This is a genomic window from Vibrio sp. H11 (genome assembly GCF_004804295.1).
Taxonomy (GTDB): Bacteria; Pseudomonadota; Gammaproteobacteria; order Enterobacterales; family Vibrionaceae; genus Vibrio; species Vibrio ostreae.
Window position 1 is genome coordinate 158800 of sequence record NZ_SSHN01000007.1, and the last position, 25137, is coordinate 183936.

The window sequence follows — 25137 nt, forward strand, 5'->3', positions numbered from 1 at the left end:
ACTATAGAGGTTCGTTTAGTAACTCGCAAGGAAGTTTACGTATCCGCCCATGGCATTTTCATTGGTGTAGCTGGCACCGATATCAAGCTGGAATAAATTAAGTGGCGATAAACCAATACCCGCGGTCACCGTCCCTTCACTGCCACTGTATGCCAGGTTCTTGTTATAACCGGCGCGCAATTTTAGCTGACGCATCAAGTCGATTTCACCACCGACGCGAATCATCTGGGTGTTATCGGCAAAGTCATCAAAGCGTTTGTCTTCATTCAGATCGTAATCAACACTCAGAGTAACGTAGTCAGCAACGATGCCCGCCCCTACGGTGTATTGCGGACGAATCTGATACGAGTACTGCAGGTTTGGATTACCGGCTACCTGCGAAACCACGCTCCGCGTTTCGATATCACGGCTGATCAGATTGCTGGCAGCCAGACCAATACGGAACGGACCATAAAACCACAGTGCACCAGCATCGATGTTAAACGTAGTTTCGCCACGGCTGTTTTCACGTAAGTCAGAAATATCGTAGTTGTCGATGCCCGCTTCATACACATAAGTGTAGATACGTTGTAATTTCGGGCTGATACCAAACGACATGTGTTGGCCAAGGAAGGTTTGATACTTGGCCAGTGAAATACCGACTTCCGTCACTGCAACCGATACCGCATTAACGGTACTGTTCTGAGCATTCTCAAGGGTACACAAGTCGGTGTTCGCCGGTGTGCTGCAATTGTCAGCAATGTGCGGCGTGGCAAAAGTTTCAGCATAGGCCTTGCCGAACAGGTTCATAGACAGGTACTGGTTCGGAATACCAAAGGCGACGACACCGCCAACGTTGGCATTGACTACATCGCCGTTCACTTCATCCATTTTAGCCTGCAGCTCGGCAGCGCGGGAAACATCACCGCTGTCGATCAGATCAGAAATGGCATCCATATTATCGACCAGATTGTCCGGGTCGTTGTAGTTGATACCAACGCTGGGAAGAATCATACCGGCATCATCGTTGCGACGATAAATCGCCACAATCGCCGGATTATAGAAAGGAGCTGTCAGGTAGTTTGCCGCCACTACTCCGACACCACCCATCGCATCACCACGCGCTTCAATCGCGTAGTTGGCTGCGAATACGCCCGGAGCTGTCACAGAGACAGCCAGCGCGAGAAACTTTAATTTAGTATTCATGCCGTTACCCAACCATTGTATCCATTCGGTTATATAACGGCGTATTTTCCATGAACTTTAGTTATTCATCTAGCGAAACGTCATATGTTTTGCTGATAACTTGAGATTGCTCAATAACTATTGGACCTTGCCAGCGATGATGGGTCATCGAAACCGCTAACACATAGCGATCATTGGGCAAGTCTTCCTGCTCCAGTTTGGTCGGATAGTCTGACTCATAGGTCTGTTTCCAGATCTCTTTGTACTTACCATCTTCGTAATCAAACAGGGAGACACCCAGTTTAGGTAGCGGGCAATAGCGGTTCAGCAGCGCATTTTTCTCGACTACCCATTGGTCTTTCGAAGCCCAGCGCACAGTCTGTTTTGCTTGCGGGTGACCGAAAATAATCCACGAGCTCCAGGTTTCTTTATCCGCAGCGGTGATATCCAGACGGTAAAGGCCCATGTTGAGTTTGGTGTTGAGATTGTAACGTTTCAAATACGATTGCGTGCTTGATGTGACACTGTCACGATCGGTTCGGGTAAAGGTACTGTCACTGGAAAGTGGTTTATCGACCCACTGCGTCAGCTTGATGTCGCTGATCGCTTTGGTCACTTTGGCATCAATCAGAACCTGGTACGCATCACGCCCCGGGCTTTGAATATCAATTCTGCGCAGAGTTACTCCTGAAATCCAGTCCGGAAATGCTTTGTTATCTAACCCTTTACCGCAATCGACAGTCAGTGATTGCAGCAATAGTTCATCGAGGTGTGAACGAATGTTTTTGTTGTGATCGAGCTGCCAGACTTCAACCAGAGAAGCGAACATGCTTGCCAGATCGTTGTTGAGCAGGTTTTGATGCGCCTGAGTCAGCGGAGTGCTTTTTTGAAACCACTCCACTGCCTGGGCAGATAAAGGCACGCTGAGCAGCGTGCCAATCAGTAAAGCCGATGATCGCATTGTTATGCTTTCATTTTATATCCGACGCCGCGTAGCGTCTCGATATCCAGGCCAGGTAGTTTCTGACGCAGCTGCAGTACGTGTGTATCCACGGTACGAGTCGTTGGAAAATGGTTGTAGCCCCAAACGTGGTCAAGCAGTTCATCACGAGTGAACACCCGGCCCAGGTTGCTGGCCAAAAACAGCAGCAGATCAAACTCAGTACGTGTCAGAGTCACAGACTCACCGTTAAAAAACACTTCACGCGTTGCTTTATCGATGATCAGATTGTCAGTCACAACTTTGCTGTCATCCATCTCATCGTTATCCGGCAGGCGAAGCTGCGCACGAACGCGGGCAAACAGTTCTGCTTCAGCAAACGGTTTAGTCAGGTAGTCATTCGCACCTGCATCCAGACCGGTTACTTTGTCTTTCACTGTGACCAGTGCGGTCAGAAGAATAACAGGAATATCTTTAATTTCTTTCCAGCCGGCAAGATGCTGAACTGAGTCACCATCCGGAAGCTGTCGATCGAGAATAACCAAATCGGCTTGATCCCAATACTGCTTTACCGCAGCGATCGTTTCTGCATGTAAACAGTCATATCCTGCTTGCTCCAGACTGACCAACAGGCCGTCAGCGAGGTTTTTGTCATCTTCAACAAGAAGCAATGTCTGTTTCACAGGGTATCTCCAATATAAATGTGGTCGGTGGTCCAACGAGGTTCATTGTTCCCCCCATTCTTCCGACCATCGATTCTACTATAGTTAAACCAAGTCCTAAGCCACTTTTACTGACGAAAGGCTTGCGTAAATGACGCCAATCCTTATTGGTGAGCGTTCCCTGGTCCTTAACCTTAATGGTCACAGCATCCGCTCGGGTGATGACTTCCAGCGTCACCGGTGCAACGCCGTACTTTACCGCGTTGCGTATTAAATTGTCGACACATGTACCAAGCCAGTACACATTCAGCTTAGCAGCAATGTCCTGGTTGATGATCAGTTCTACCGGTTCGGCGAACTCTTCCTCAACCTTAAATCTTAACCATTCTTCTACGGATGGAACCCAGTCTGTCGCTAGCGGTTTATTATCCGATTGCAGATAATCTTTACTTGCTTCAGCGAGTTGGCGTAAACGACGTGAATCTTCACACAGGCGACGAAACTCATCGTATACAGACTCCGGTAAATGTTCGAATTCACGTCGGAAGCCTTCCACCGTCAAGGACAAACTGGCGATTGGGGTACGCAGTTCGTGAGTCAGGATTTGCAGAATCAACATACGGCTCTTCATATCCTGACGCTTTGAATTCCATCGGTAAACCGACCAACCCATCACCAGCAGGATGTTGGCTATGACCAACACCACCATACTTATACGTAACAGGTCAGAATGGTCCTCAATATTCCAACAGATATTACCACGCTGCACAAAACAGGTGTTTTCCGGTGACGCTATGCTGAAAGAGAGTCCGGCCTTGTCGGCGTTTTCGTTCCAGGTATCGTCATCAAAGACATAGTATTCGTCACCTTTACGCAGCCAAAGTTCCCCATCATCACCAAACATAACGGCGCCGGCAATCAATGCCGAGATGGTGTCTTCGCTCATACTCTGCAAACGGCCCAGTAACGTACCAGCTGCCGCTTTCGGGCGCTCCTGGATATGCATGTATTGAGTCAGCTTGTTCATCAGTTCAGGATGCACTTCTGCATACCGTGACGCATAAGTACCGCCACCAGGATGAATCAATGCACTGCGCCCGAACCAGCGCAATGGTAATTGGGTGCCTTTACACAGTGCCCGGGTAAAGACCAAAGGTTCCGTCACTAAAGGGTTGAGTGGCAGTTTACCTGAGCACGTTCTAGCTAGCTGATACAGCTGCTGGATGTCCCGGATTGGATACGATGATGTTTGCGGCAGCATCGTATCCGGTGTCAGTAACCGGGTTGGATAGTCATTCTGTATTGCACGTATATCGTAAGATACCACCGCGGATTTATAGTCAAACAGCGATATAAACAGATCGATACGCTCAGGTAACGAATCTGCATAAGTCGCTGAGGAGAAAGAAATCCCCAGTAACGCTATGGTATTTAGTATCGCTTTAATCAATTTGAATCTTCGGTAGATCATAGGTTTACAAAACTATATCGTATTATCCGAAAAAGATACATTTACCGTGTTATATTGTTGTCAATAATGCATAGATCACAAACAAAGAAGCCAGCTAAATGCTGGCTTCTCAATTAAATGCGGGATTTTCCCCGTATGCTGAACGGTTTACAGTGCGCGGGAAATCGCGTCAACGCTCTCTTTTGCGTCACCAAACAACATATGTGTGTTGTCTTTGAAGAACAGCGGGTTTTGCACACCGGCGTAACCTGTGTTCATTGAGCGTTTGAATACAATGACGTTTTTCGCATTCCAGACTTCCAGTACCGGCATGCCGGCAATCGGACTGTTCGGATCTTCTTGGGCCGCCGGGTTAACTGTATCGTTAGCACCGATAACCAGTACGGTGTCGGTGTCGCTGAAATCATCGTTGATTTCATCCATTTCCAACACGATGTCGTACGGTACTTTGGCTTCTGCCAGCAGTACGTTCATATGTCCAGGCAGACGACCGGCAACCGGGTGAATACCAAAGCGAACTTCAACACCCAGTGTGCGCAGTTTTTCGGTAATCTCATGCACCGGATACTGAGCCTGAGCCACCGCCATACCGTACCCCGGTGTGATGATGACTGAGGTTGAGTTTTTCAACATATCCGCCACATCTTCAGCGTTGATTTCCCGGTGCTCACCCTGCTCTTCATCACTGCTGATCACCACATCCTGACCAAAGCCTCCGGCAATGACGCTGATGAAGGAGCGGTTCATCGCTTTACACATGATGTAAGAAAGAATCGCACCGGAAGAGCCAACCAGGGCACCGGTCACGATCAACAGGTCGTTGGCCAGCATGAAACCTGCCGCGGCTGCCGCCCAACCCGAGTAGGAGTTCAGCATAGAAACCACAACCGGCATATCCGCACCACCGATCGACGCCACCAGATGGTAACCAAATGCAAACGCGATCAGTGTCATCACGATCAGCGCAAACATACTGCCATCAGCATTAACAAACTGAACCATCAGCAGCGCGGAGATAACCACCGCCGCCAGGTTAAGCTTATGTTTGTGCGGCAGGTTGAGCGGAGATGACTTGATCAGGCCACGCAGTTTACCAAATGCAACGATAGAACCAGTAAACGTCACTGCACCGATGAATACACCAAGGAACACTTCAACCAGGTGAATCACATGCTCGGCGTGCGTTGCCGCTTCAGGCGCATCCAGGTAGCTGTTATAGCCAACCAGTACTGCCGCCAAACCTACGAAGCTGTGCAGAATCGCAACCAACTCCGGCATTTCGGTCATTTCCACTTTTTTCGCAAAATGGATACCGATCGCCCCCCCAATCAGCATCGCTATGATGATCCAGACGAAACCTTCTGAACCCGGGCTGAAAATAGTCGCCAACAGCGCTATCGTCATCCCGGCGATACCATAATAGTTACCGGACTTGGCTGATTCCTGCTTAGACAGACCCGCCAAGCTTAAAATAAAAAACAGAGCAGCAACAATGTAGGCCGCCTGTACTAATCCTGCAGACATTGTGTACTCCCTTAATTTTTACGGAACATTTCAAGCATGCGTTTGGTGACGGTAAAACCACCAAAGATGTTGATACTGGCAATTAATACCGCGATAAACGCGAGGAAGGTAACGACTCCGTTACCCTGGCCGATTTGCAGCAGTGCACCCACCACGATGATGCCTGAAATCGCGTTAGTGACCGACATCAGCGGGGTATGCAAAGCATGGGTCACGTTCCATACCACGTAGTAACCCACCACACATGCCAGAACGAAGACCGTAAAGTGACCCAGGAAAGCAGCCGGAGCAACAGAAGCAATCCAGGCAAATACTCCCACGCCAATCACCAGACCAGCCAGCTTTTTCACCGGAGAGACTGGCTCGGGCGCTTTTTTCTCAGCCTTAGGCTGCGCTTTCGGTTTTTGTTGTGGTTGTGCTGATACTTGAATTGGCGGGGCCGGCCAGGTGATTTCACCGTCTTTGACCACGGTCACGCCACGCACGACCACATCTTCAAAATCGATATTGATGTTGCCGTCTTTTTCTTTACACAACAGCTTCAGCAAGTTAACCAGGTTGGTCGCAAACAGTTGGGAAGATTGAGTAGGCAGACGACCGACCATGTCGGTGTAGCCAATCACTTTGACGCCATTCGGAGTAACAAACACCTGATCTTTGACCGTATATTCACAGTTACCGCCGTTTGCGGCCGCCAGATCGACAATCACACTGCCCGGTTTCATGCTGTCGACCATCTCTTTGGTGACCAGTTTTGGCGCAGGTTTGCCCGGGATCAGCGCAGTGGTAATAATGATGTCGACATCTTTCGCCTGAGCCGCATACAGTTCAGCCGCTTTACGGTTGAAATCATCCGACATCTCTTTGGCGTAACCGTCACCTGAGCCTGAGTTTTCCTGATAATCGACTTCCAGGAACTCAGCACCCATTGACTGAACCTGCTCTTTTACTTCAGGTCGCACGTCGAAGGCGCGCACGATAGCGCCCAGGCTACCTGCCGCACCGATGGCTGCCAAGCCCGCCACACCGGCACCGGCGACGAATACTTTCGCTGGCGGCACTTTACCCGCCGCAGTGATCTGACCGGTAAAGAAACGGCCGAATTCATGCGCCGCTTCTACCACCGCACGATAACCGGCGATATTGGCCATTGAAGAGAGAGCGTCTAATGCTTGAGCGCGAGAAATACGCGGTACGCAATCCATCGCCATAACATTGATGCTTTTCACGGTCAGTTTTTCCATCAGCTCTGCATTTTGTGCAGGCCAGATAAAGCTGACCAGTGTAGCGCCTTCCTTAAGCAAAGCAATTTCATCGACACTGTCGTCGCTAAGCGGTGCATTGACTTTAAGGATGATGTCCGATTGCCAGGCTTCATCTTTAGTCACTACTTTTGCACCGGCAGCTTCGAATGCAGCATCTTCAAAACTTGCCAATTCCCCTGCGTGAGATTCAACGACAACCTCAAAACCTAGCTTGATTAACTGTTCAACCGACGAAGGTGAAGCAGCAACTCGCGTTTCCCCGGCGAGTATTTCCTTTGGTACACCAATTTGCATAGCTTATCCTTGACTATTGGCACAATGAATATTCTTTTTTTATCTAACGACTGACCTAACTTCAAGCTATTTGTTATATAAATACAAAGTGTTATTTCATATAACGTCAGGTATTAAAAAGATGTGATTAACTCTACACCGATAGCAACTTCACCGACAACATGGCAGAGGCGCAACCAGTATAAGCATATCCATCTGTAAACTGGAATTTGCAATGTGCTCAAAAAACAAAAGAGCCACCAGCATATCGACTAATGGCTCTTTTATTTATGATTTTTGTCAATGACTTGAGGGTTAGGAGAAGATATTACCGCTCATTTGATCGATGAACATCTGCGCTTTTTTCAGCATCAGTTCTTTCGCATCTTCTTTACTTGGCAGAACATCGGAACGAATGAAGCGATGGGTTTTCAGTTCACCGTCTATTTCTTTGGTAATCCGACCGGCAATACGATACTGGCCGCCTTCCGCCTGTGGCTCCTGATAAATAAGAAAGCCTTTGTATTCGACAGGCTGGACAACTTCAATTTGGTTCTCTGACTTACCGCCAAACAAACGAGAAAACAATCCCACAATGACTCCTTTGGCTCATGTATTTTGTGATTGATATCGGGGCGAATGAAACACAAGCTCAGACGCAACACAGCTTTGCGGCTCATAGCGGTAATGGCCGACCAGTCTTAATTACCGACTAGCCTTAATTACCTGGCACCCGGCTTAAACATCCGGTTTCGGATGACGCAGAATCGGCTTTTCATACCATTCCAGTTCTGCGTCTTCGTCAAAATGGGTCTGCGTCATCACTACCGGTACATCATCACGGTTTTTACGGCGATCATCAAGGATCATTGATTCAGCAGCTTCGACAGCGGTCTCGGCCCGTTTTTTCAGCGTCAGCAAACGGGTTTCCGGCAACGCAGCGAGAAAGTCAATATCGTGGCGGATATAAATCGGCCTGATTTGGCTCAAAGCCAGGCAGGCCAGGTCAGCCAGTTGTTCTTGAGAATATTGCCGTATGTAATGCTCTTCTGCCAAAACATGGCCCACCAGCACTTCCATATAGTTGTGCACATCAACACTGATTTGCATGTTTCCACTCCTGATCATGAACAATCGTCGCCAAAACGTCCTGATTAATGATTTTCAACTTAACGCGCCTTGTTAAAACACACAAGCACTGCTGATAATTTCGCCTTTAATCTATGCCTTACGCTCGGTTTACGAGATAAGTTTAGCAAAAAGCTTGGAAAATCATTAAATAGAAGTATGCTAACGATCATAATAATTTTTAAACTATCAATAGTCACCTTGTAGCATGACATCGAGTTTAGTTAACTCTTATTGGTTTCGCTTTTTCTTTCCAATCGCATTGCTGTGCGCCCTGTGGCTGGGAATGAACAACGTTATTTTGCTCACCCGCGCCAACTTTGGTATCGCGGGCAGCTTGCCCTACGTGTTATTCATCACCGCCATCGCTATTGCGCAGCTATTCAAACAAAGCCGGATCGGCATGATCGCCAGTGCGATGATGCTTGGTTATTGGATCATCCAGACTCGTTTGCAAACCTCTCTCGATCACGGTTCTGCGCTACTGGAACTCTCCTTGCTGGCCACCCTGCTGCCTGTTGCGTGCCTGCTGGCGTATACCTTCAAGAATACCGGATTAGTCAGTCGTGGCTTTACGCTTTATCTGGCGATATTAGTCATGTTTTTAGGCTGGAGCAGCCTGATCATAACCCAGTATCAAGCTGGAGAATTTAGTCTGGGCGGTGGTGATGGCATCTTGTTTGCCTTGCCGGGCATTTCAAAGCTGCCGTTTATTGTCGTTCTCTATCTTTTGGCACTGACCGGCCTGACCGGAATCTTCGTGCTGACCCGTAACCACCTGATGGACGTGGTTATCTATAGCTCGATCCTACTCGCCAGCAATACCTTTATCTTTTTCCAGGTTCAATTTGTCTCCTGCACCATGTTTTCTCTGGCAGGAATTCTGCTGATCCTGCATCTGCTGTCCGCTAGTCATGAGATGGCGTTTATTGATCGTCTGACTCAACTTCCCGGTCGTCAGGCGCTTGATCTCGATATTCGGCATCTGCGCGGCAATTTTGCTGTCGCGATGATCGATGTGGACCACTTCAAAAAGTTTAATGACACCTATGGGCACGATACTGGCGATGATGTGCTGAAACTGGTTGCCAGTCGCCTGAGTTTAATTCAGAACAAAGCACGAGTATATCGTTACGGCGGCGAGGAGTTTACCGTGGTGTTCAAAGGCAAAAGAGCCCGCGATGCGATGGAGTATCTGGAATTATTGCGCTCCGATATTGCCCAGTATGATTTAGTAGTGCGAAATCTGACTGCTCGCCCGAAAGATGATAAAGACGGCGCAAAACACCGCAAAGGCGCAAAGAGTCAATCCGTCAATGTCACAGTGAGTATTGGCGTGTGTCACAGTGCACAGCAATCCGACCCGTTTGCAGCATTAAAGCTGGCCGACAACGCTCTGTATAAAGCCAAACAATCGGGGCGTAATTGCGTTAAAAGCGCCGAGCCAAAGGTGCATCACTCCTGATTAAAGAACAGAACAATACTGCCGCCTTTAAACGCACTGCCGTAATTAAGCGAAAGACCAACGCCGACATTGTCTATCCAGTCAGTGTCAAAAGGCGGTGTCATCAGCCAACCGAAGGTTGTTTCGTAATAAACCGGTGTCCCCAGTGGATGCCTGATATCTCCGCCGACATCCACACGCCGCAAGCTGGCATAGACGGATTGCACCGAGGGTCCCAGTTGCGAAAAGTCATACACCCCGGTGATGCTGTTGGCACCGTACCATCCTTCCGGATTACCGACATCTCCCTGGTTGGCCTGCCCCCATCCAAAACCGTAAAAATAATGCCAGGCAGAGCTGATATACCAGTGGCCCCAACTTTGCCGCGATTCATATTTCACTCTCACCTGAGGCTCTAAAACCGATGCCCAAGCGCTGGTGTTAAACAGTAAATCATCCAGATAAGGTTGCAACATCCGTCCGGTCGGACTGTGGTAATCGACATGGTTTTCGTAATGCATCAGATGATGTCCAAGACCGGGTTCCAGCGACCAGTGTTGATCAAACCGGTGCTTAATCCGGTAAGCGGCATAAAAATCAATCACTGTCTGATGAAAATCATCAGCAGGCTCGTCCTGATTAAAGCGCAGGGTTTCATCACTGATCATACCGGATAAGCGCAGCATGACACTATGTTGATCAACCGCATCTTCGTCACTCAACTCAATCCTATACGGCAGCGCAGCAATGGCATAGGTCTTGCGGTTATCTAACGATCCCTCGGTTCCCCAGTTCTCATTCTCAGTATTGAGAATTTCATTTGGGTTAAAATCGCTGATACCAACGCTGAATACGTCACTGTCGCTGAGTACAATACTGGCAGCAAAGTTATTCTCCAGAAATTTTTCCAATTCGGGATAACCGGCATAGGCGGTAACAACATTGGTAAAAAAAGTACCACATAGTAGGTAACGTAATGCGACAACGCGCGGCTCGGACATGCATGCCTCTTTTTTAACGGGATATGGATAAACTACACCACACGTGGTGAATTGAATAGTAGTACCCAACAAATGACACTGAAACCGCGATGTGGTCACTTATTTCGCAGTACCATCAGCTCACAATGGTGTAATGTTAATTGTGGAAATACACAATAAGATTAATTATGAAAACAAATAACAAGAGCAACAGATTACGATGAAGCCCAGGAGGATATTTGGCTGTTAATCAAGAGGCACTGGCCAAGTTTGGCCCTCTGGTTCGTACCGGTTGGATTCGTCCTTTAATCGTGGCAATGATCTGGCTGTTATTGTGGAGAGCCGCTTCACTGATGGAATATGAACCGCATGCCAGCATCTGGTTTCCACCGGCCGGTGTCACTTTCGCTATTTTCCTGGTGTTGGGCTGGTCTTATCTGCCGGTATTGATCGTCTGTTGTATTGGCTCCACATTTTGGGAAAACAGTCTTTACCAGGCACAGCAGTCAGCGTCGACCCTTATCTCGACTGGCTTATTGTTTGCCGCCATTCACAGCAGTTCCTATTGGGTCGGAGCCACCATACTGAAACGGTCCAGTGAGCGCAGCGGCTATCTGAAGGTTCCGCACCTGATCCTGATTTTCCTTCTGGTCGCCGTATTATCATCAATACTGGCTGCGCTTGGCGGTTCCGCTGCACTCGCACTGACCGGCATTATCTCAAACAACGAAATTGCGTCGTTGTGGGTACCCTGGTGGATTGGCGATTTAATTGGTGTTGTGGTCGTTACACCGATTATCGTGACACTGCTTGGCGGCATTTATCCGGAAGAAGGTCGCTGGCTGACTCAGTATTTTAAACCGCTGATCACCGATGCACCGCTAGGACAATTTCTGCTTAAGCTCGCAACTTCCATGGTCATGTTAACTGTGATTAGCCTGCTGGTTGCCTACTATCCGTCCTCGCATATTGTGTTTACGGTTTTCTTCCTCGGTATCGCCCAGATGTGGATTGTCTTTACCGAAACGGCCACGCGCTCTTTTCTTAGTCTCGCTCTGCTCAGCACCCTGACTGCACTATTGATCGCCTGGCTGGGATTATCCGAGAAAGCCATGGTCTACCAATTCACTATCTATCTGCTGGCGGCAAACACCTACTTTGGCTTATGGGTACCGCATATTCTGGTCGATAATCAGAAACTGCGCCGTTTATCCGAGCAGGACATGTTGACAGAAGTGGAAAGCCGCGGCTATTTCATTCGTAACGCTAAAGAGGAAATCGTACGCGCCAAACGCTATAACCAACCCATTTCTTTGCTGCTTTTTGATGTCGATAATTTCAAAGCGATCAATGATACCTATGGCCACAGCGTCGGTGACAAGGTGTTAACCCATATCGCACGCTTAGTGGATGAAACCATCCGGGCATCCGATAAAGTCGGCCGCTTTGGCGGCGATGAATTTATGGTGTTACTACCGGGTGATGACGAACAGCAAGCTTTGCTGCTGGCAGAACGCCTGCGCCACGTTGTTGCCTGCGCAGATTTCGATGAGCTTGATTACCCTGTCACCTGCAGTTTTGGTATCGCCGAAGTGCACGAGAACGATACGTTCAGCAGCGCATTTGAGCAGGCGGATAACTGTTTGCTGGAAGCCAAACGTGCCGGACGCAACCAGGTTAATGCCTGAGTCACAAGTTAAGCTTCAACCGGAACCGTACAAATATTCTGAGCACTCACGACCTGTCCCCTGAAAACAAACAAGGAGCCTCGATGGCCCCTTGTTACGTGTCGTTGGCTTTACCTGCCAATCATCATCAGATCGTTGCCATCATCCACTGACTGCCATCACATCAGCTCCATGCCTGACAAGTCTGACGCAAGACGATTTGATTTTGCGCCAGCTCTTCAAACTGCCCGCTCTCAATCAGATCTGCAATCTGCTCTGCATCGATGCGGGTTGCATCGTAAAGCACTGCACACAACTCATCGCCATCCAGCAACTGATGCTGCTCGCCATATTCAGTGTAACGTGACGAGCCCAATGAAATGATCATACGTTCTGGATAACCGGCTTCAGCAACCAGTTGACGCAGGTCATGCAGTGCACCTTGATCTCGCTGGGTATTAAACTGACTCATTACCCAGGTAATCAGCTTTTCATAACTGTAGCTGTAGTCTGACAACGAAACGTCTTTACAGCAGGATGCCCATTGACCATCACGATGGTGGAAACTGCAGAAGCGATATTTATCGAGATTGTCGAGTGCGCCAAAACGCTCAAGCGGCCACACTTTTTTCGCAATCCCTTTCGAGGCCTGGCCCCAGTTCTTTTTCTCAGCCAGCTTCGTCACTTTGGCGTTGCGGTACGTAACGTCATTGAGCAGAGTCATCGACTCCGGCTCGATACCTATCACCGAATCACCCAGATATTTGATCCGGGCCACCAAAGCAATTTCCGGTTCCATCTGCACTTTGGCAGACGGTTCTTGTGGCAGACGCACCGTATCAAATGAATACGGATTGACCGTCAGGTAGGCTTCGGAAGCGCCGGAGACATAAAATGGGAAAATAGCCTGAGGGCTGCTTGCGTCGATCTGGCCTTGTAAACCATTGGCTTCACCCGTTTGCTGCAGGTGGCCGGCAAAATTTCCTGCGATACCGACCCCAAATAACGGGACTTTCTTATTATTTTTCGGGCTCAATCTGTCCTCCATGAACCTGATGTGTTAATGAGTTACACTGTCACTTGTAACCCGCGTAATACCATGCCGACCAAAAACTCCTGCGCCTGCTCAAACTCTTGCTCAGTCATAGGTGCGCCTTTAATCAACTGAATTTCCGTATCAAAATCGGCATAAAACTGGGTTGCGCCCCAAATCAGAAACAGCAGGTGCAGCGGCTGAATCGGACGAATTAATCCCTGTTTTATCCATGCTTCAATGATGGTCGCCTTACCGGCTGCCCAGTTGACCATCGGGAATTGAATCGCATCAGCAATCACCGGTGCGCCCTGAATGATCTCCTGGGCAAAAATTTTCGATTCCTGCGGATGCGTGCGGCTGTATTGCATTTTCCCGACAATATAATTTCGCAAAACCGTTTCCGGAGGCAAGCTGGCCGCCTCGGCTGAAAACCCATCGTTCCACATGGTGAGAATTTCTTGCAGCAGAGCCTTATACAGCCCTGTTTTGGATTTGAAATAATACAGGATATTCGCTTTGGGTAAATTCACCCGGTCGGCAATCGCTTGTACCGAGGTCCCTTTATAACCATGTTTTACGAATTCATCGGCCGCAGCCTGCAAGATCATTTCCTGATTACGACGTCGGATCTCGCCTGAAATAGATCGTTTTTTCTGTCCCTGTTCCGTATCCAAACCGGCTCCTTATTCATGTGCCTTTTGGTGTAATGCTATGTGACAACGGCGCTGGCCAAAGACAACGACCTCAGTTGCCTCAAACAGCGTATGCCTGAATAGCTAAATTAAGTAACGCTTGGCTACCACTTGTCAAGTGCTGCGCGCCAATCCCGCCCTATATCCCTGTTTTAGAACAAATGCACTGCATTAGTACAGTCGGACTGCCCGTCATATCTGGTATCACTTGTCTGTCCAGCATGATTCTGTTCTGCTCTAGAAAACGCACCGACATGGTGCACTTGCATACCGAACAGCACTCATTTGGATCAAAACAGTTCAGCGTCCGGTAAAACCGCGCACAGTATCAACATCCAGAACTTGCCGTTATCCCTTATCATTAAAGGGATGAACTGGAAACGAAAAATAATTTTTCAAAATCCAACCACTTGGTCAGGTTTTTGCTTTATCTCAACTTGGATGAGGTGCACATAGAGCAATCTCGCTCGTGACACTGCGCGTCTGCACCCATACTAAAACCAAAAGAGGATTTATTGCAGATCGTCTCTATCAATCCTAATCTTCCAGAAGAGAGCAATAAAGTGATTGAGAGCACCGAACAGAAGATCAAATCCGGAGAAATCGTTCCGTTTACCGGCCCAATAAAGGACAAACAGGGCAAAGAGGTAATCGCAGCGGGTCATTGGTTGACTGACCAAGAACTGGCCGCAGTCAACTGGTACGTTGAAGGTATCGACGCCAAGATTCCAAATTAATTCAACTCAGGCTCGCGTTTCCGGTGGGATTCGGTTCGCGAGCTGTTTTTTGGTTATTAAGTTGACCATTTGGACAAGTTTTAGCAACACAGAGGAAGTTATGTTAGAGCTCATGATTAACAGCGAAGTCGTCAAAGTAGCGTCGGTACAAGCCGATACCATGCTGCTGAATTACCTGCGCGAAGAAAAGCAAATGACAGGCTCTAAAGAGGGTTGTGCCAGCGGCGATTGCGGCGCTTGCACCGTGGTGATGGTGGATCTCGATGACAATCAGAGAATGCGCTATCGCCAGATCAACGCCTGTATTACCCCCATTCATGCACTGCACGGTAAACAAATCATCACCGTGGAGCACCTGAAACAACACGACCAACTGCATCCGGTTCAGCAAATGGTGGTCGATCGTCACGGCTCACAATGCGGTTTTTGCACGCCTGGTATCGTGATGTCGCTGTATGCGCTCTCTAAACAGGATCAGCCGCCGCACAATCCGAGTGATTATCTCGCCGGTAACCTGTGCCGCTGCACCGGCTACGGCCCGCTGATTGATGCCGCCAACGCCATTGCCGAGTCTCACATTGACGATCCGCTCAGTCATAACGATGCTGCGGTAAGAACCTGGCTCCACTCAGTCGAATCCGGTAGCGAAGCGTTAAAACTGGCCAGTGAAACGGGTTACGCCCGTCCGAAAAACCGGACCGAGCTGGCCGCGGCTATCGCTGCCATGCCGGACGCCAAACTGATTGCCGGTGGCACTGACCTCGCACTGGAAGTCACCCAGCAACACCATCAGCTCAAGCAACTGATCGATCTGTCACAGGTTGATGACCTGCTGACCATCACCCCGACTGACACCGGCTGGCGTATCGGTGCCGCTGTACCGATGAACCAAGTACATGCCTTTTTCAAGCAGCACTACCCGAGTGCCGATGAGGTGATTGAACGTCTCGGCAGCCTGACGATACGTAACCGTGCCACTTTGGGTGGCAGCCTGGGCCACGCGTCCCCGATTGGTGATATCGCCCCGCTGCTGATCAGCCTGCATGGCGAGATTGAAGTCGATGACGGCAAGCACCAAACCCGCTTTGCACCGGAGGCGTACATCACCGGCTATCGTCAGACCGCATTGAAAGCCAACCAATGGATCAGCGCCATTCACCTGCCCCATATGGCCGACAACGAGCGTCATGCGATCTACAAAATCAGCAAACGCTATGAAGACGATATCGCCACCGTCACGCTCGGTCTTAACATGACGTTTGATGAGCAACAAACCGTGACCGGGTGCATCATTTCCGCCGGCGGCGTTGCCGCCAAATCGGTGCGCCTGAGTGAGCTGGAAGCGCTGTTTATTGGTCACCCGCTTTCCCAGTCAGTGGTAAAGAAAGCCCAGGACAAAGTGCCTGAGGTGATTCAACCACTCAGCGACGTGCGCGGCAGCGCGGCGTACCGGGTAAAACTGGTACAAAACCTGCTGCAACGTTTTTATCTCGAGTCCCGACATATCGAAACAAGGCTGGTGCAAGATGCGTAAATTAACTTCTGTTACCACCAACCACACGGCCAGTCCGTCCGTGAAAGCCGATCCGTCAGCGAAAGTCAGTCCAACGGCGACGGTTAGTCAACCGGTAAAACCGGTCAGCCAGGATGCAACTGCCAGCCATTCGGTGGTTGGTCACTCATACAAACACGAGAGCGCGAAGAAACAGGTGGCTGGTGAAGCCCTGTTCGTCGATGACTACGTCATACCGCGTGGCTGTCTGCATGCTGCCGTGGTGACCAGTACCATTGCCAAGGGTAAAGTGAAACAGTTGGATCTCTCCGCCGTCTCAGCCGCACCGGGTGTGGTTAAGGTCTTGACCGATGAGAGTATTCCCGGTGAGAAAGACATCGGCACGATTTTAAAAGGCGATCCGCTGCTGACCATTCATAACGAAGTGCGTTATTTTGGTCAGCCGCTGGCCTTGGTACTGGCCACCAGTCATGAACTGGCGTGGCGGGCGGCGCGTTTAGCGCAAATAGAGTACGAAAAAAGTGACACCGTCACCCTAACCCATGCTCAGGCATGCCAAAACCCACCGCTGTTACCAACCCACCAGATGGGTCAGGTGGTCGCCCAGGATGTGTTTAATCAGGCGCCAGTGCATCTCAGTGGCGATATTCACGTTGGCGGCCAGGAACACTTCTATCTCGAAGGTCAGGTCAGTCTGGCTGAACTGACCGAAGATGGCGGGATTTTCCTGCGCACTTCTACCCAAAATCCCACCGAAGTGCAGAAACTGATCGCCGAAGTACTCGCCATCGATTTTAACCGCGTTACGATCGATATGCGCCGCATGGGCGGCGGTTTTGGCGGTAAAGAGAGCCAGGCGGCGCAATGGGCTTGTCTGGCGGCGCTTGGCGCCCATCACACCAAACGAGCAGTGAAAATTCGTCTGCCGCGCAGCATTGATATGACCGCAACCGGAAAACGCCATCCGTTTTATAACCGCTACCAGTTAGCAGCGGATGCGGAAGGCAGACTCATCGCCGCTAATATGGAAGTGAATGGCCTGTGCGGCCACTCCGCCGATCTCTCGGATGCGATTGTCGACCGGGCGATGTTTCACGCCGATAACGCCTACGCCCTTGGTAAGGCTTGTGTCATTGGCCACCGCCTGCAAACCGACATGGTCTCGCATACGGCTTTTCGTGGCTTTGGCGGCCCGCAAGGTATGATGGTAGTAGAAAAAGCATTGCAGGCGCTGGCGCTCAGAGTCGGCAAAGATGCGCTCGATGTGCGCTATACCAACCTTTACAGTGCCGCTCAGCACACCACACCTTACGGTATGGACGTTGAGCAGCATGCCGAGATGCGTGACATCATGCAGCAGCTGGAAAGCAGCAGTGACTACCGCAAACGCCGTGCGGCGATTACGCAGTGGAACCAGACCCATCCGGTGCTGAAAAAAGGCCTGGCACTGACGCCGGTCAAGTTTGGTATCTCGTTTACCGCAACGCACCTTAACCAGGCCGGTGCGCTGATCCATGTTTACACCGACGGCACGCTGCAGGTTTCTCACGGCGGTACCGAAATGGGTCAGGGTCTGCATACCAAAGTCCAACAAATTGTGGCGCAGACCTTCGGAATTGAGATAGACAACGTACTGGTGACATCGACCCGGACCGATAAAGTACCGAATACTTCACCAACCGCCGCTTCATCAGGAGCCGACCTGAACGGCATGGCCGCGCACAATGCCGCCATGATCATTAAACAGCGTCTGCTCGAGTTTGCCTGTCAGCATTTTCAGGTCGAACATGCCGACATCATCCAAGGCAAACTGATCGGTATCGAATCGTCACCATTATATGAGCACCCTATTGCCTGGGCAGAGCTGATTCAGATGGCGTACCTGAACCGCGTGTCGCTATCTGCGACCGGATTCTATCAGACACCGAAAATCGGCTATGACCGCAAAACTGCCTCCGGCCGACCATTTTTCTATTTCGCGCTCGGCGCCGCCTGCTCTGAAGTGACTATCGATACCTTAACCGGTGAAATGCGCGTTGATCGCGTCGATATCCTGCACGATGTCGGCAACAGCCTTAACCCGGCTATCGATCGTGGCCAGATTGAAGGCGCGTTTATTCAGGGCCTCGGATGGCTGACCACCGAAGAGCTGGTCTGGGGTGAAGACGGCCGTCTGCTCAGCAACAGTCCGATGAATTACAAGATCCCGACCATCGGTGATTACCCGAAACAGATGCACATCGATCTGTATGACAAAGCGAACCCGGAGCACAGTATTTATCGCTCCAAGGCTGTGGGCGAACCGCCGTTTATGCATGCCATCAGTGTGTGGTGCGCGGTTTACGATGCGGTTGCGTCACTGAGCGGCTATCGCTGTGCGCCACTGCTGCACGCTCCGGCAACCGGTGAAGCGATTCTCACTGCCTGTGAGCATCAACTGCAGTGGCTGAATGAACACAGCGCAGCGGAGGACAGTGCCGATGTCGCCAACGAATAACACGTTCTTATCCAGCCCAGACCTCAACTGGCTGAGTGCCTGTCAGCAACTTGAACAGCAGGGCGAAGCGTATTGCATCGCGACCGTAGTCGCCTATGTCGGTTCAGTACCAAGAGCCAGCGGTGCCAAAATGGTGATTACCCGCCACAGCCAGTTTGACACTTTAGGTGGCGGTAATCTGGAATATCAGGTGATTGCGAAAGCGCGTGACAGCCTGAGCACGCATCGCAGCGAACTGATGATCGAGCGCTTTAGCCTTGCCGCGGACCTTAGTCAGTGCTGCGGCGGTGCGGTGCAGGTGATGTTTGAGTTCTTCCACACCTGTACACCGCAAGTGGTGATTTTTGGTGCCGGCCATGTGTGCCAGGCGCTGACCAGCGTACTGGCAGAGTTACCGTGTCACGTAAAAGTGATCGACAGCCGCAGCGAGTGGCTTGAACCACTGCAAAACAAAGGTATTCAAACTGAACTTGCACCGGCTCCGATTGAATGTATCGCGACCCTGCGCGACAACGCTTATGTGCTGATCATGACTCAGGATCACGCACTGGATTATGACCTGACGCTGCGCGCGCTCGAGCAGCAGCGCTTTGCCTATGTCGGCCTGATTGGATCGCAGGGCAAACGTCAGCGTTTTGAATTTCGCCTCAAAGAGAATCTCAGTCACCCGCAGCTGATTGAGCAGCTTACCTGCCCGATTGGTGTTCCGGATGTGCAGGGCAAACTGCCGATGCAGGTCGCGGTCTCGGTGGCGGCGCAGCTGATACAGAAATTTGCACAACACACCGCCACTGAGCCAGCGGGCGAAGCGCAGTGGAAGCAAGTCAATAACGCCCGTCAGCAACTAAAGGAGAAGCATAAATGAGTTCAGAAGTGCCGTCTATCGGTTTAAACGGACCTATCGATCTGGACGACCAGCAACTGGCCAGGATTTGTACCAGCCAACGCTGGCAGCAGTATATGAAACAAGCGATGCCGGTGGCCGGTGGCCAGGATTTACTCCGGGCAGCAGAACACGCCTTCGGGCAACTGGAAGAAGCAGACTGGCTGGAAGCGTTTGCCGGCCACCCGATGATCGGCGATCTCGCCAGCCTGGAGAAGAAATACGCGCAGGGCAAAGCACTGAGCGAACAGGAGCAAGGTCAGGTCAAACAAGCCTCAGCCGAGGTATTGCAGGAATTGCTGACGCTCAATCAGCACTATCGCGACAAGTTTGGCTTTATCTTCATCGTGTGTGCCAGCAACAAGAGCGCCGACGAGATGCTGGGCCTGCTCAAAGCACGCATTGACCGTTCGCGCGCGCAAGAGTTGCAACAGGCAGCCACAGAACAACAAAAAATCAGTCATATCAGAATGGAAGTATATTTATGAAGCAACTCAGTTGTCATGTGCTTGATACCGCTAACGGCAGGCCAGCTGCGGGTATTGCCGTCAAACTTTTTACTTTGCAGAGCCCATCAGGCAACGATTCATTCCACCTGGAGTGTCTTGCTGAAGGTGTCACCGACCAGGATGGTCGCGCCAGATTCGGTGATGTCAGCCTGATAGCACAAAATTACACCCTGCGTTTTATGGTTGCGCCTTACTGCCAAGAACAATTCGGTCAGGCTTTCTTCCCGTTCATCGACGTCAATTTCACGGTCAGTGATGAACGCAACCACCATATCCCTCTGCTGCTGTCACCCTTCTCTTATTCCAGCTATCGAGGAAGTTAATATGTCGATTGCGGTACATCGCGGCCGTTTGCTGCACTTTCCAGAGGTGACATTGTCACCAAAAGATCATTACCATTACTGGGAAGATGGCGTTCTGGTGGTAGAAAACGGCCGGATTCGACATGTCGGTGACGCGGCGCAGTTTTTCTCTGTTTCCGCCAATAAAGCCTTGTTGATTCAGGGCAACGTGACTGAGCATCGCGGCCTGTTAATTCCGGGCATGATCGATGCGCACGTGCATTACCCGCAGGTCGAAATGATTGCCAGTTATGGCAAGCAACTGCTGGACTGGCTCAACAGCTACACTTTCCCGGCAGAGCTGCGCTACAGTGACGCGCTCTATGCCACAGTGCAGGCTGACTTTTTTTTGCAGCAGCTGTTTGCGCACGGCACCACCACAGCCAGCGTATTTGCCACCGTGCACCCACAGTCAGTGGATGCCTTTTTTGATGCGGCACAGAAATATGATGCGCGCATGGTGTGCGGCAAGGTTCTGATGGATCGCTTCAGCCCGGACGAACTGCAGGACACGCCGGACTCAGGCTACCGCGACAGCAAGGCTCTGATTGAACGCTGGCACAAACAAGGCCGCGCTTTATATGCGATTACACCACGTTTTGCACCGACCAGCAGCCCGGAACAACTCGCCAAAGCAGGTCAGCTGGCCAAAGAGCACCCGGACACCTTTATTCAGACGCACCTGAGTGAGAATCTCAATGAGGTCGCCTGGGTCAAAGATCTGTACCCGGACAGTGACGATTATCTCGATGTCTATCAGCGCAATAACTTGGTGCGGGAACGGGCTTTGTTCGGTCATGCAATCCATCTTAGTGCGCGCGAGCAACAAGCCCTGGCCAAAAGCGGCGCAGCGGTAGCGTTCTGCCCGTCATCAAATCTGTTTCTCGGCAGCGGGTTACTGCCTTATGAGCAGCTCAAACAGGCGCATATTCCGGTTGCCATCGCCAGTGATGTCGGCGCAGGCACCAGCCTGAGTCTGCTGAAAAACCAGAGTGATGCTTACAAGATTTGTCAGCTGCAAGGCTATAGCCTGGATGCGTTTGAATCTTTATACCTCTGTACACAGGGAGCCGCCGCGGCCATGGGGCTCGAACACCTGATTGGCAACTTTAATATCGGCACTGAAGCCGATTTTGTCGAACTCGATCTTGCTGCATTCCCGATGCTCAAGCAGCGTTTTCTGCGTTGCAATGATTTAGCCGAGCAGCTTTTCGCCCTGATGACCCTGGGCGACGAGCGTACGATCGAGCGAACTTATGTTCATGGAAAATTAGTCTATCAAAAGGATATATAACTTATGTGGCCTCAACTGTACGAATGGTTAGCACTGTTTATCAAATGGTTTCATGTCATCTGCGGTATCGCATGGATTGGCGCCAGCTTTTATTTCACCTGGCTGGATAACAGCCTGGAAACCCCACCCAAATGGAAAAAAGACAAAGGCATCAAAGGTGACCTGTGGGCCGTACACGGTGGCGGCTTTTATGAAGTAGCTAAGTACCAGGTCGGCCCGGAAAAAATGCCGGAAAAACTGCACTGGTTTAAATGGGAAGCCTATACCACCTGGCTGACCGGCTCAGCCCTGCTTATCTGGATGTATTACTTCAACGCTCAGGCCTATCTGATTGACCCGCGTGTGATGGAGCTGACCTCGCTGCAGGCGGTCGGTCTGGGTGTCGGCGGCGTTATGCTTGGTGTGGTGGTGTATGAAATTCTGATGCGCTCACCACTGAGCCGCAACACCGTCTTGTTTAGTGGCGCAGTTGTACTATTCGGCGCCCTGTTCTTCTATGGCTTTACTCATCTGTTCAGCGGCCGCGGTGCCTTTATTCATATGGGCGCGCTAATTGGCTCGATCATGGTCAACAATGTGTTCCATAAGATCATTCCTGGTCAGCGTAAAATGGTGGCCCAGGTGGCTGCCGGTGAGCCGGTCGATCCGGCGCCGGGCCTGGAAGGCAAGCGCCGCTCGATTCACAACAACTACTTCACCCTGCCGGTGATCTTTCTGATGATCAGTAATCACTACCCGATGATTTACCAGCACGCCAACAGCTGGCTGATCGGTCTGCTGATCATGGTGATCAGTGCCTACATTCGTCACTACTTTAACCTGAAACATACCGGCCAGCAAAAGCCAGCGGTCATGTTTATCGGCGCCGCTGCCATGTTCCTGCTGGCTGTGGCGATCAGCTGGCAAACGACAGCGCAGATGCAAGCCAAGAAAGAGCTGGCGCAGCACAATGCCGCCCAGCCTGCCGCCGCTCAACCAACAGCTCAGTTAGTCGGTCTGAATGAAGATCAGCATATCGCGCAGCAGATCATCAAAGATCGTTGTAGCCAGTGTCATAGTTCCGCACCGACCGACGACGTGTTCAAGGTTGCACCAAGCGGAGCGGTGTTCGATAACTGGCAGGATATTGAACGTTGGAAAGCACGCATTCTGGCCCGCGCGGTGGAAAGTGCCGACATGCCGTTCCTGAATAAAACAGACATGACAGACACCGAACGTCAGTTGTTAAAGCAGGCATTAACTCAAACCCATTAACCGCGGTTAATTAAATCTGAGCTTATAATAAAAGTTGCGTTCCCCCCAACGCACTCAAGCCACCAGTGGCTCCGCTGGTGGCTTTTTTATCTTCAGTCGCCTATTCCGGCATGGTTTTTTTAACCCTTTGTAAAGTAATGTAAAAGCCCGAACCACTTCATGATTAGACGCTCCAATGCTGCGTCAATTCAATCACCAAGAGGTTACCAATGAAATACAGATCACTCTCGCTGGCAGTAAGTTGCACACTGCTTACTTCTTACTCGTTCGCCCAGCCAGGGCCATCCGGCGATCACGATATGGGGCGACCACCTTCCTTTGCAGAACTAGACAACAATGGTGATGGCATACTGACCCAGGATGAACTGCAAGGGCCGATGCAGCGTGATTTCTCACAAATGGACAGTAATGGCGATGGCGAAGTGACTGAACCGGAACTTGACAGCTTTATGCGCAGCCACAAGCCACCGCAAAAACCACAGGACTGATTTAATATCGGCTCTGAGGTATTGATTCTCAGGAGCCTCAAATCACCGCACCTTAAGGCCTAATTTAAGGGGACAGTAAAAAGCCCGGCTCAACGGGCCGGGCTTGAATTACAAAATTGAGTCAGGACAAACCGAAACGCTATCAGACAAAGCTTTTCAGCATCTCGATAAAACAGTGTAAGCCCACTGCGACATCTGACGGGGTCACCTGCTCGCGCGGGTTGTGGCTGATGCCCTTCTCGCAGCGGATAAACAGCATGCCGACATCGGTCATGGTGGCCATTGCCAGTGCATCATGACCGGCGCCACTGGGCAAAAAACGCGGTTTCGTCTGAGTGACCGTTTCCACCACTGAGGCCCACTTTTGCTGCAGTGATTCATGACACGGCACGGCTGCCGCTTGATAGATGTTCTGCGAACTGAATTTCAGGCCGCGTTTATCGGCGATCTTATTCAGCAGAGCCAGAAGCTGGGTGGTACACGCTTCCAGCGTGTCCTGCGATAAGCTGCGAATATCAATGGTAAAGCGGGTTTCACCCGGAATCACATTGACTGCGCCTGGCAGTACTTCACACTTACCGACCGTCGCTACAATGCCTTTATCGGCGGCAAATTTCTCGATGTAAGTGATCATCTCAGCGGTCCCGCACAGGGCATCATTGCGCAGATTGACCGGAACCGTACCGGCATGACCGGCCATCCCTTTGACACCACACTCAAAACGTTTTGCCCCGGCAATACCGGTAACAACACCGACCGCGAGATCTTCGGCTTCCAGCACCGGGCCCTGCTCAATATGCGCTTCCAGGTAAGCCAGCGTCTCTTCAGCGCGGCGCGCATCGCGACCCGCTTGTTCCGGATCCAGACCAAATGTACGCATCGCCTCCGCCATACTGATGCCGTCAGCATCTTTCACATCCAGCCAGGCCGGATTAAAACAGCCCGCTACACCACTTGAACCAATCAGCGTGGTATTAAAACGGGTGCCTTCTTCGTCAGCAAAAGCGACCACATCAATATGAAACGGAAACTCCTGCTCAGACAAAGCCGCCAGGGCTTCAATTGCCATGATGACACCCAGATTGCCATCATACTTACCGGCATTACGCACCGTATCACTGTGCGAACCCAGAATCAGGGTTGGCTGAGTCGGGTTCAACGACACCTTACGTCCCCACTGGTTACCGACACTGTCTTGCCAGGTTTCGAGACCGGCTTGCTGCATCCACACAGCCAGTTGATCATGGGCCAGACGGTGCTCAGGCGTGAGGTAAGCCCGGGTCACTTGCCCGGGCGTTTCGGTAAACGAGCCAAGCACGTCGGCTTGTTCCATCAAGCGCTTTGCACGATCTTCCATTGTGATTCCATTCATCGT

General features: G+C 50.7%; 23 protein-coding genes. 11 read left to right on the forward strand and 12 right to left on the reverse strand.

Features of this window, described 5'->3' with window-relative positions:
• Window positions 1-15: 15 nt before the first annotated feature.
• From E6C74_RS12790 to E6C74_RS12825, 8 genes are all read right to left on the reverse strand, one after another.
• Entirely contained in the window at window positions 16-1185 is a 1170-nt protein-coding gene (locus tag E6C74_RS12790) for a conjugal transfer protein TraF (protein WP_136485775.1), read from the reverse strand.
• Window positions 1186-1246: 61 nt separating this feature from the next.
• Window positions 1247-2125 carry a DUF2861 family protein gene (locus E6C74_RS12795; RefSeq protein WP_136485777.1) on the reverse strand — a complete coding sequence of 293 codons (879 nt, stop codon included), beginning with the start codon at window positions 2123-2125 and terminating at the stop codon, window positions 1247-1249.
• 2 nt (window positions 2126-2127) lie between these two features.
• On the reverse strand, window positions 2128-2787 hold the full coding sequence (vxrB, locus tag E6C74_RS12800; RefSeq protein ID WP_136485779.1) for a response regulator transcription factor VxrB: 660 nt from the start codon (window positions 2785-2787) through the stop codon (window positions 2128-2130).
• Window positions 2762-4237, reverse strand: a complete 1476-nt coding sequence (gene vxrA, locus E6C74_RS12805) for a sensor histidine kinase VxrA (protein WP_136485781.1) — start codon at window positions 4235-4237, stop codon at window positions 2762-2764. The genes vxrB and vxrA overlap by 26 nt, the downstream gene beginning before the upstream one ends.
• Window positions 4238-4384: 147 nt before the next feature.
• A complete protein-coding gene (gene pntB, locus E6C74_RS12810) occupies window positions 4385-5761 on the reverse strand; it encodes a Re/Si-specific NAD(P)(+) transhydrogenase subunit beta (RefSeq protein ID WP_136485783.1) in 1377 nt (458 codons plus the stop codon).
• Window positions 5762-5772: 11 nt separating this feature from the next.
• Window positions 5773-7320, reverse strand: coding sequence for a Re/Si-specific NAD(P)(+) transhydrogenase subunit alpha (locus E6C74_RS12815; protein WP_136485785.1), 1548 nt, complete (start codon window positions 7318-7320; stop codon window positions 5773-5775).
• A gap of 294 nt (window positions 7321-7614) precedes the next feature.
• Window positions 7615-7893: an HlyU family transcriptional regulator gene (locus E6C74_RS12820; RefSeq protein WP_136485787.1), complete on the reverse strand. Its 279-nt coding sequence runs from the start codon at window positions 7891-7893 to the stop codon at window positions 7615-7617.
• 144 nt (window positions 7894-8037) lie between these two features.
• The gene (locus E6C74_RS12825) at window positions 8038-8409 is read right to left on the reverse strand and encodes a late competence development ComFB family protein (protein ID WP_136485789.1); all 372 of its coding nucleotides are present in this window, start codon (window positions 8407-8409) and stop codon (window positions 8038-8040) included.
• 226 nt (window positions 8410-8635) lie between these two features.
• On the opposite strand from E6C74_RS12825, the gene E6C74_RS12830 reads away from it, so the two are divergent.
• Complete coding sequence (locus E6C74_RS12830) at window positions 8636-9892, forward strand: GGDEF domain-containing protein (protein WP_136485792.1); 1257 nt, start codon at window positions 8636-8638, stop codon at window positions 9890-9892.
• On the opposite strand, the gene E6C74_RS12835 is transcribed toward E6C74_RS12830, so the two are convergent.
• Window positions 9883-10770 carry a Solitary outer membrane autotransporter beta-barrel domain gene (locus tag E6C74_RS12835; protein ID WP_346762937.1) on the reverse strand — a complete coding sequence of 296 codons (888 nt, stop codon included), beginning with the start codon at window positions 10768-10770 and terminating at the stop codon, window positions 9883-9885. The two genes, E6C74_RS12830 and E6C74_RS12835, sit on opposite strands and share 10 nt — an antisense overlap.
• 320 nt (window positions 10771-11090) lie before the next feature.
• Between E6C74_RS12835 and E6C74_RS12840 the strand changes: the two genes are divergently transcribed.
• Complete coding sequence (locus E6C74_RS12840) at window positions 11091-12539, forward strand: diguanylate cyclase (protein WP_240798183.1); 1449 nt, start codon at window positions 11091-11093, stop codon at window positions 12537-12539.
• 163 nt (window positions 12540-12702) lie between these two features.
• Here E6C74_RS12840 and E6C74_RS12845 read toward each other — a convergent pair whose 3' ends face one another.
• Window positions 12703-13554, reverse strand: a complete 852-nt coding sequence (locus E6C74_RS12845) for a DUF5718 family protein (protein WP_136485796.1) — start codon at window positions 13552-13554, stop codon at window positions 12703-12705.
• A gap of 32 nt (window positions 13555-13586) precedes the next feature.
• On the reverse strand, window positions 13587-14228 hold the full coding sequence (locus E6C74_RS12850; RefSeq protein ID WP_136485798.1) for a TetR/AcrR family transcriptional regulator: 642 nt from the start codon (window positions 14226-14228) through the stop codon (window positions 13587-13589).
• 533 nt (window positions 14229-14761) lie between these two features.
• Here E6C74_RS12850 and E6C74_RS12855 point away from each other — a divergent pair.
• The 9 genes from E6C74_RS12855 (at window position 14762) to E6C74_RS12895 (ending at window position 23762) form a co-directional block, all read left to right on the forward strand.
• Window positions 14762-14983, forward strand: a complete 222-nt coding sequence (locus E6C74_RS12855; RefSeq protein WP_240798184.1) for a hypothetical protein — start codon at window positions 14762-14764, stop codon at window positions 14981-14983.
• A gap of 100 nt (window positions 14984-15083) precedes the next feature.
• A complete protein-coding gene (gene xdhA, locus E6C74_RS12860) occupies window positions 15084-16517 on the forward strand; it encodes a xanthine dehydrogenase small subunit (RefSeq protein ID WP_136485800.1) in 1434 nt (477 codons plus the stop codon).
• Window positions 16510-18993, forward strand: coding sequence for a xanthine dehydrogenase molybdopterin binding subunit (gene xdhB / locus E6C74_RS12865; RefSeq protein ID WP_136485802.1), 2484 nt, complete (start codon window positions 16510-16512; stop codon window positions 18991-18993). The genes xdhA and xdhB overlap by 8 nt, the downstream gene beginning before the upstream one ends.
• A complete protein-coding gene (gene xdhC, locus E6C74_RS12870) occupies window positions 18977-19858 on the forward strand; it encodes a xanthine dehydrogenase accessory protein XdhC (RefSeq protein WP_136485804.1) in 882 nt (293 codons plus the stop codon). The genes xdhB and xdhC overlap by 17 nt, the downstream gene beginning before the upstream one ends.
• Window positions 19855-20364, forward strand: a complete 510-nt coding sequence (locus tag E6C74_RS12875) for a 2-oxo-4-hydroxy-4-carboxy-5-ureidoimidazoline decarboxylase (RefSeq protein WP_136485806.1) — start codon at window positions 19855-19857, stop codon at window positions 20362-20364. Before xdhC ends, E6C74_RS12875 begins: the two co-directional genes overlap by 4 nt.
• Window positions 20361-20708, forward strand: a complete 348-nt coding sequence (gene uraH / locus E6C74_RS12880; protein WP_136485808.1) for a hydroxyisourate hydrolase — start codon at window positions 20361-20363, stop codon at window positions 20706-20708. The genes E6C74_RS12875 and uraH overlap by 4 nt, the downstream gene beginning before the upstream one ends.
• 1 nt (window position 20709) lies before the next feature.
• Window positions 20710-22020, forward strand: coding sequence for a guanine deaminase (gene guaD, locus E6C74_RS12885; protein ID WP_136485810.1), 1311 nt, complete (start codon window positions 20710-20712; stop codon window positions 22018-22020).
• 3 nt (window positions 22021-22023) lie between these two features.
• On the forward strand, window positions 22024-23274 hold the full coding sequence (locus E6C74_RS12890) for a urate hydroxylase PuuD (RefSeq protein WP_240798185.1): 1251 nt from the start codon (window positions 22024-22026) through the stop codon (window positions 23272-23274).
• Window positions 23275-23483: 209 nt separating this feature from the next.
• The gene (locus E6C74_RS12895; RefSeq protein ID WP_136485813.1) at window positions 23484-23762 is read left to right on the forward strand and encodes an EF-hand domain-containing protein; all 279 of its coding nucleotides are present in this window, start codon (window positions 23484-23486) and stop codon (window positions 23760-23762) included.
• A gap of 142 nt (window positions 23763-23904) precedes the next feature.
• Here E6C74_RS12895 and E6C74_RS12900 read toward each other — a convergent pair whose 3' ends face one another.
• The gene (locus E6C74_RS12900; RefSeq protein WP_240798186.1) at window positions 23905-25119 is read right to left on the reverse strand and encodes an allantoate amidohydrolase; all 1215 of its coding nucleotides are present in this window, start codon (window positions 25117-25119) and stop codon (window positions 23905-23907) included.
• Between the last annotated feature and the right edge of the window lie 18 nt (window positions 25120-25137).

What these genes read in the sequence shown, in the direction of transcription:
- E6C74_RS12900 (WP_240798186.1), bottom strand. Translation starts at nt 25,119, where the DNA reads ATGGAAGATCGTGCAAAGCGCTTGATGGAACAAGCCGACGTGCTTGGC.
- E6C74_RS12815 (WP_136485785.1), bottom strand. Translation starts at nt 7,320, where the DNA reads ATGCAAATTGGTGTACCAAAGGAAATACTCGCCGGGGAAACGCGAGTT.
- uraH (WP_136485808.1), top strand. Translation starts at nt 20,361, where the DNA reads ATGAAGCAACTCAGTTGTCATGTGCTTGATACCGCTAACGGCAGGCCA.
- E6C74_RS12790 (WP_136485775.1), bottom strand. Translation starts at nt 1,185, where the DNA reads ATGAATACTAAATTAAAGTTTCTCGCGCTGGCTGTCTCTGTGACAGCT.
- E6C74_RS12895 (WP_136485813.1), top strand. Translation starts at nt 23,484, where the DNA reads ATGAAATACAGATCACTCTCGCTGGCAGTAAGTTGCACACTGCTTACT.
- vxrA (WP_136485781.1), bottom strand. Translation starts at nt 4,237, where the DNA reads ATGATCTACCGAAGATTCAAATTGATTAAAGCGATACTAAATACCATA.
- xdhB (WP_136485802.1), top strand. Translation starts at nt 16,510, where the DNA reads ATGCGTAAATTAACTTCTGTTACCACCAACCACACGGCCAGTCCGTCC.
- E6C74_RS12875 (WP_136485806.1), top strand. Translation starts at nt 19,855, where the DNA reads ATGAGTTCAGAAGTGCCGTCTATCGGTTTAAACGGACCTATCGATCTG.
- E6C74_RS12795 (WP_136485777.1), bottom strand. Translation starts at nt 2,125, where the DNA reads ATGCGATCATCGGCTTTACTGATTGGCACGCTGCTCAGCGTGCCTTTA.
- guaD (WP_136485810.1), top strand. Translation starts at nt 20,710, where the DNA reads ATGTCGATTGCGGTACATCGCGGCCGTTTGCTGCACTTTCCAGAGGTG.
- pntB (WP_136485783.1), bottom strand. Translation starts at nt 5,761, where the DNA reads ATGTCTGCAGGATTAGTACAGGCGGCCTACATTGTTGCTGCTCTGTTT.
- E6C74_RS12830 (WP_136485792.1), top strand. Translation starts at nt 8,636, where the DNA reads ATGACATCGAGTTTAGTTAACTCTTATTGGTTTCGCTTTTTCTTTCCA.
- xdhC (WP_136485804.1), top strand. Translation starts at nt 18,977, where the DNA reads ATGTCGCCAACGAATAACACGTTCTTATCCAGCCCAGACCTCAACTGG.
- E6C74_RS12825 (WP_136485789.1), bottom strand. Translation starts at nt 8,409, where the DNA reads ATGCAAATCAGTGTTGATGTGCACAACTATATGGAAGTGCTGGTGGGC.
- E6C74_RS12890 (WP_240798185.1), top strand. Translation starts at nt 22,024, where the DNA reads ATGTGGCCTCAACTGTACGAATGGTTAGCACTGTTTATCAAATGGTTT.
- xdhA (WP_136485800.1), top strand. Translation starts at nt 15,084, where the DNA reads ATGTTAGAGCTCATGATTAACAGCGAAGTCGTCAAAGTAGCGTCGGTA.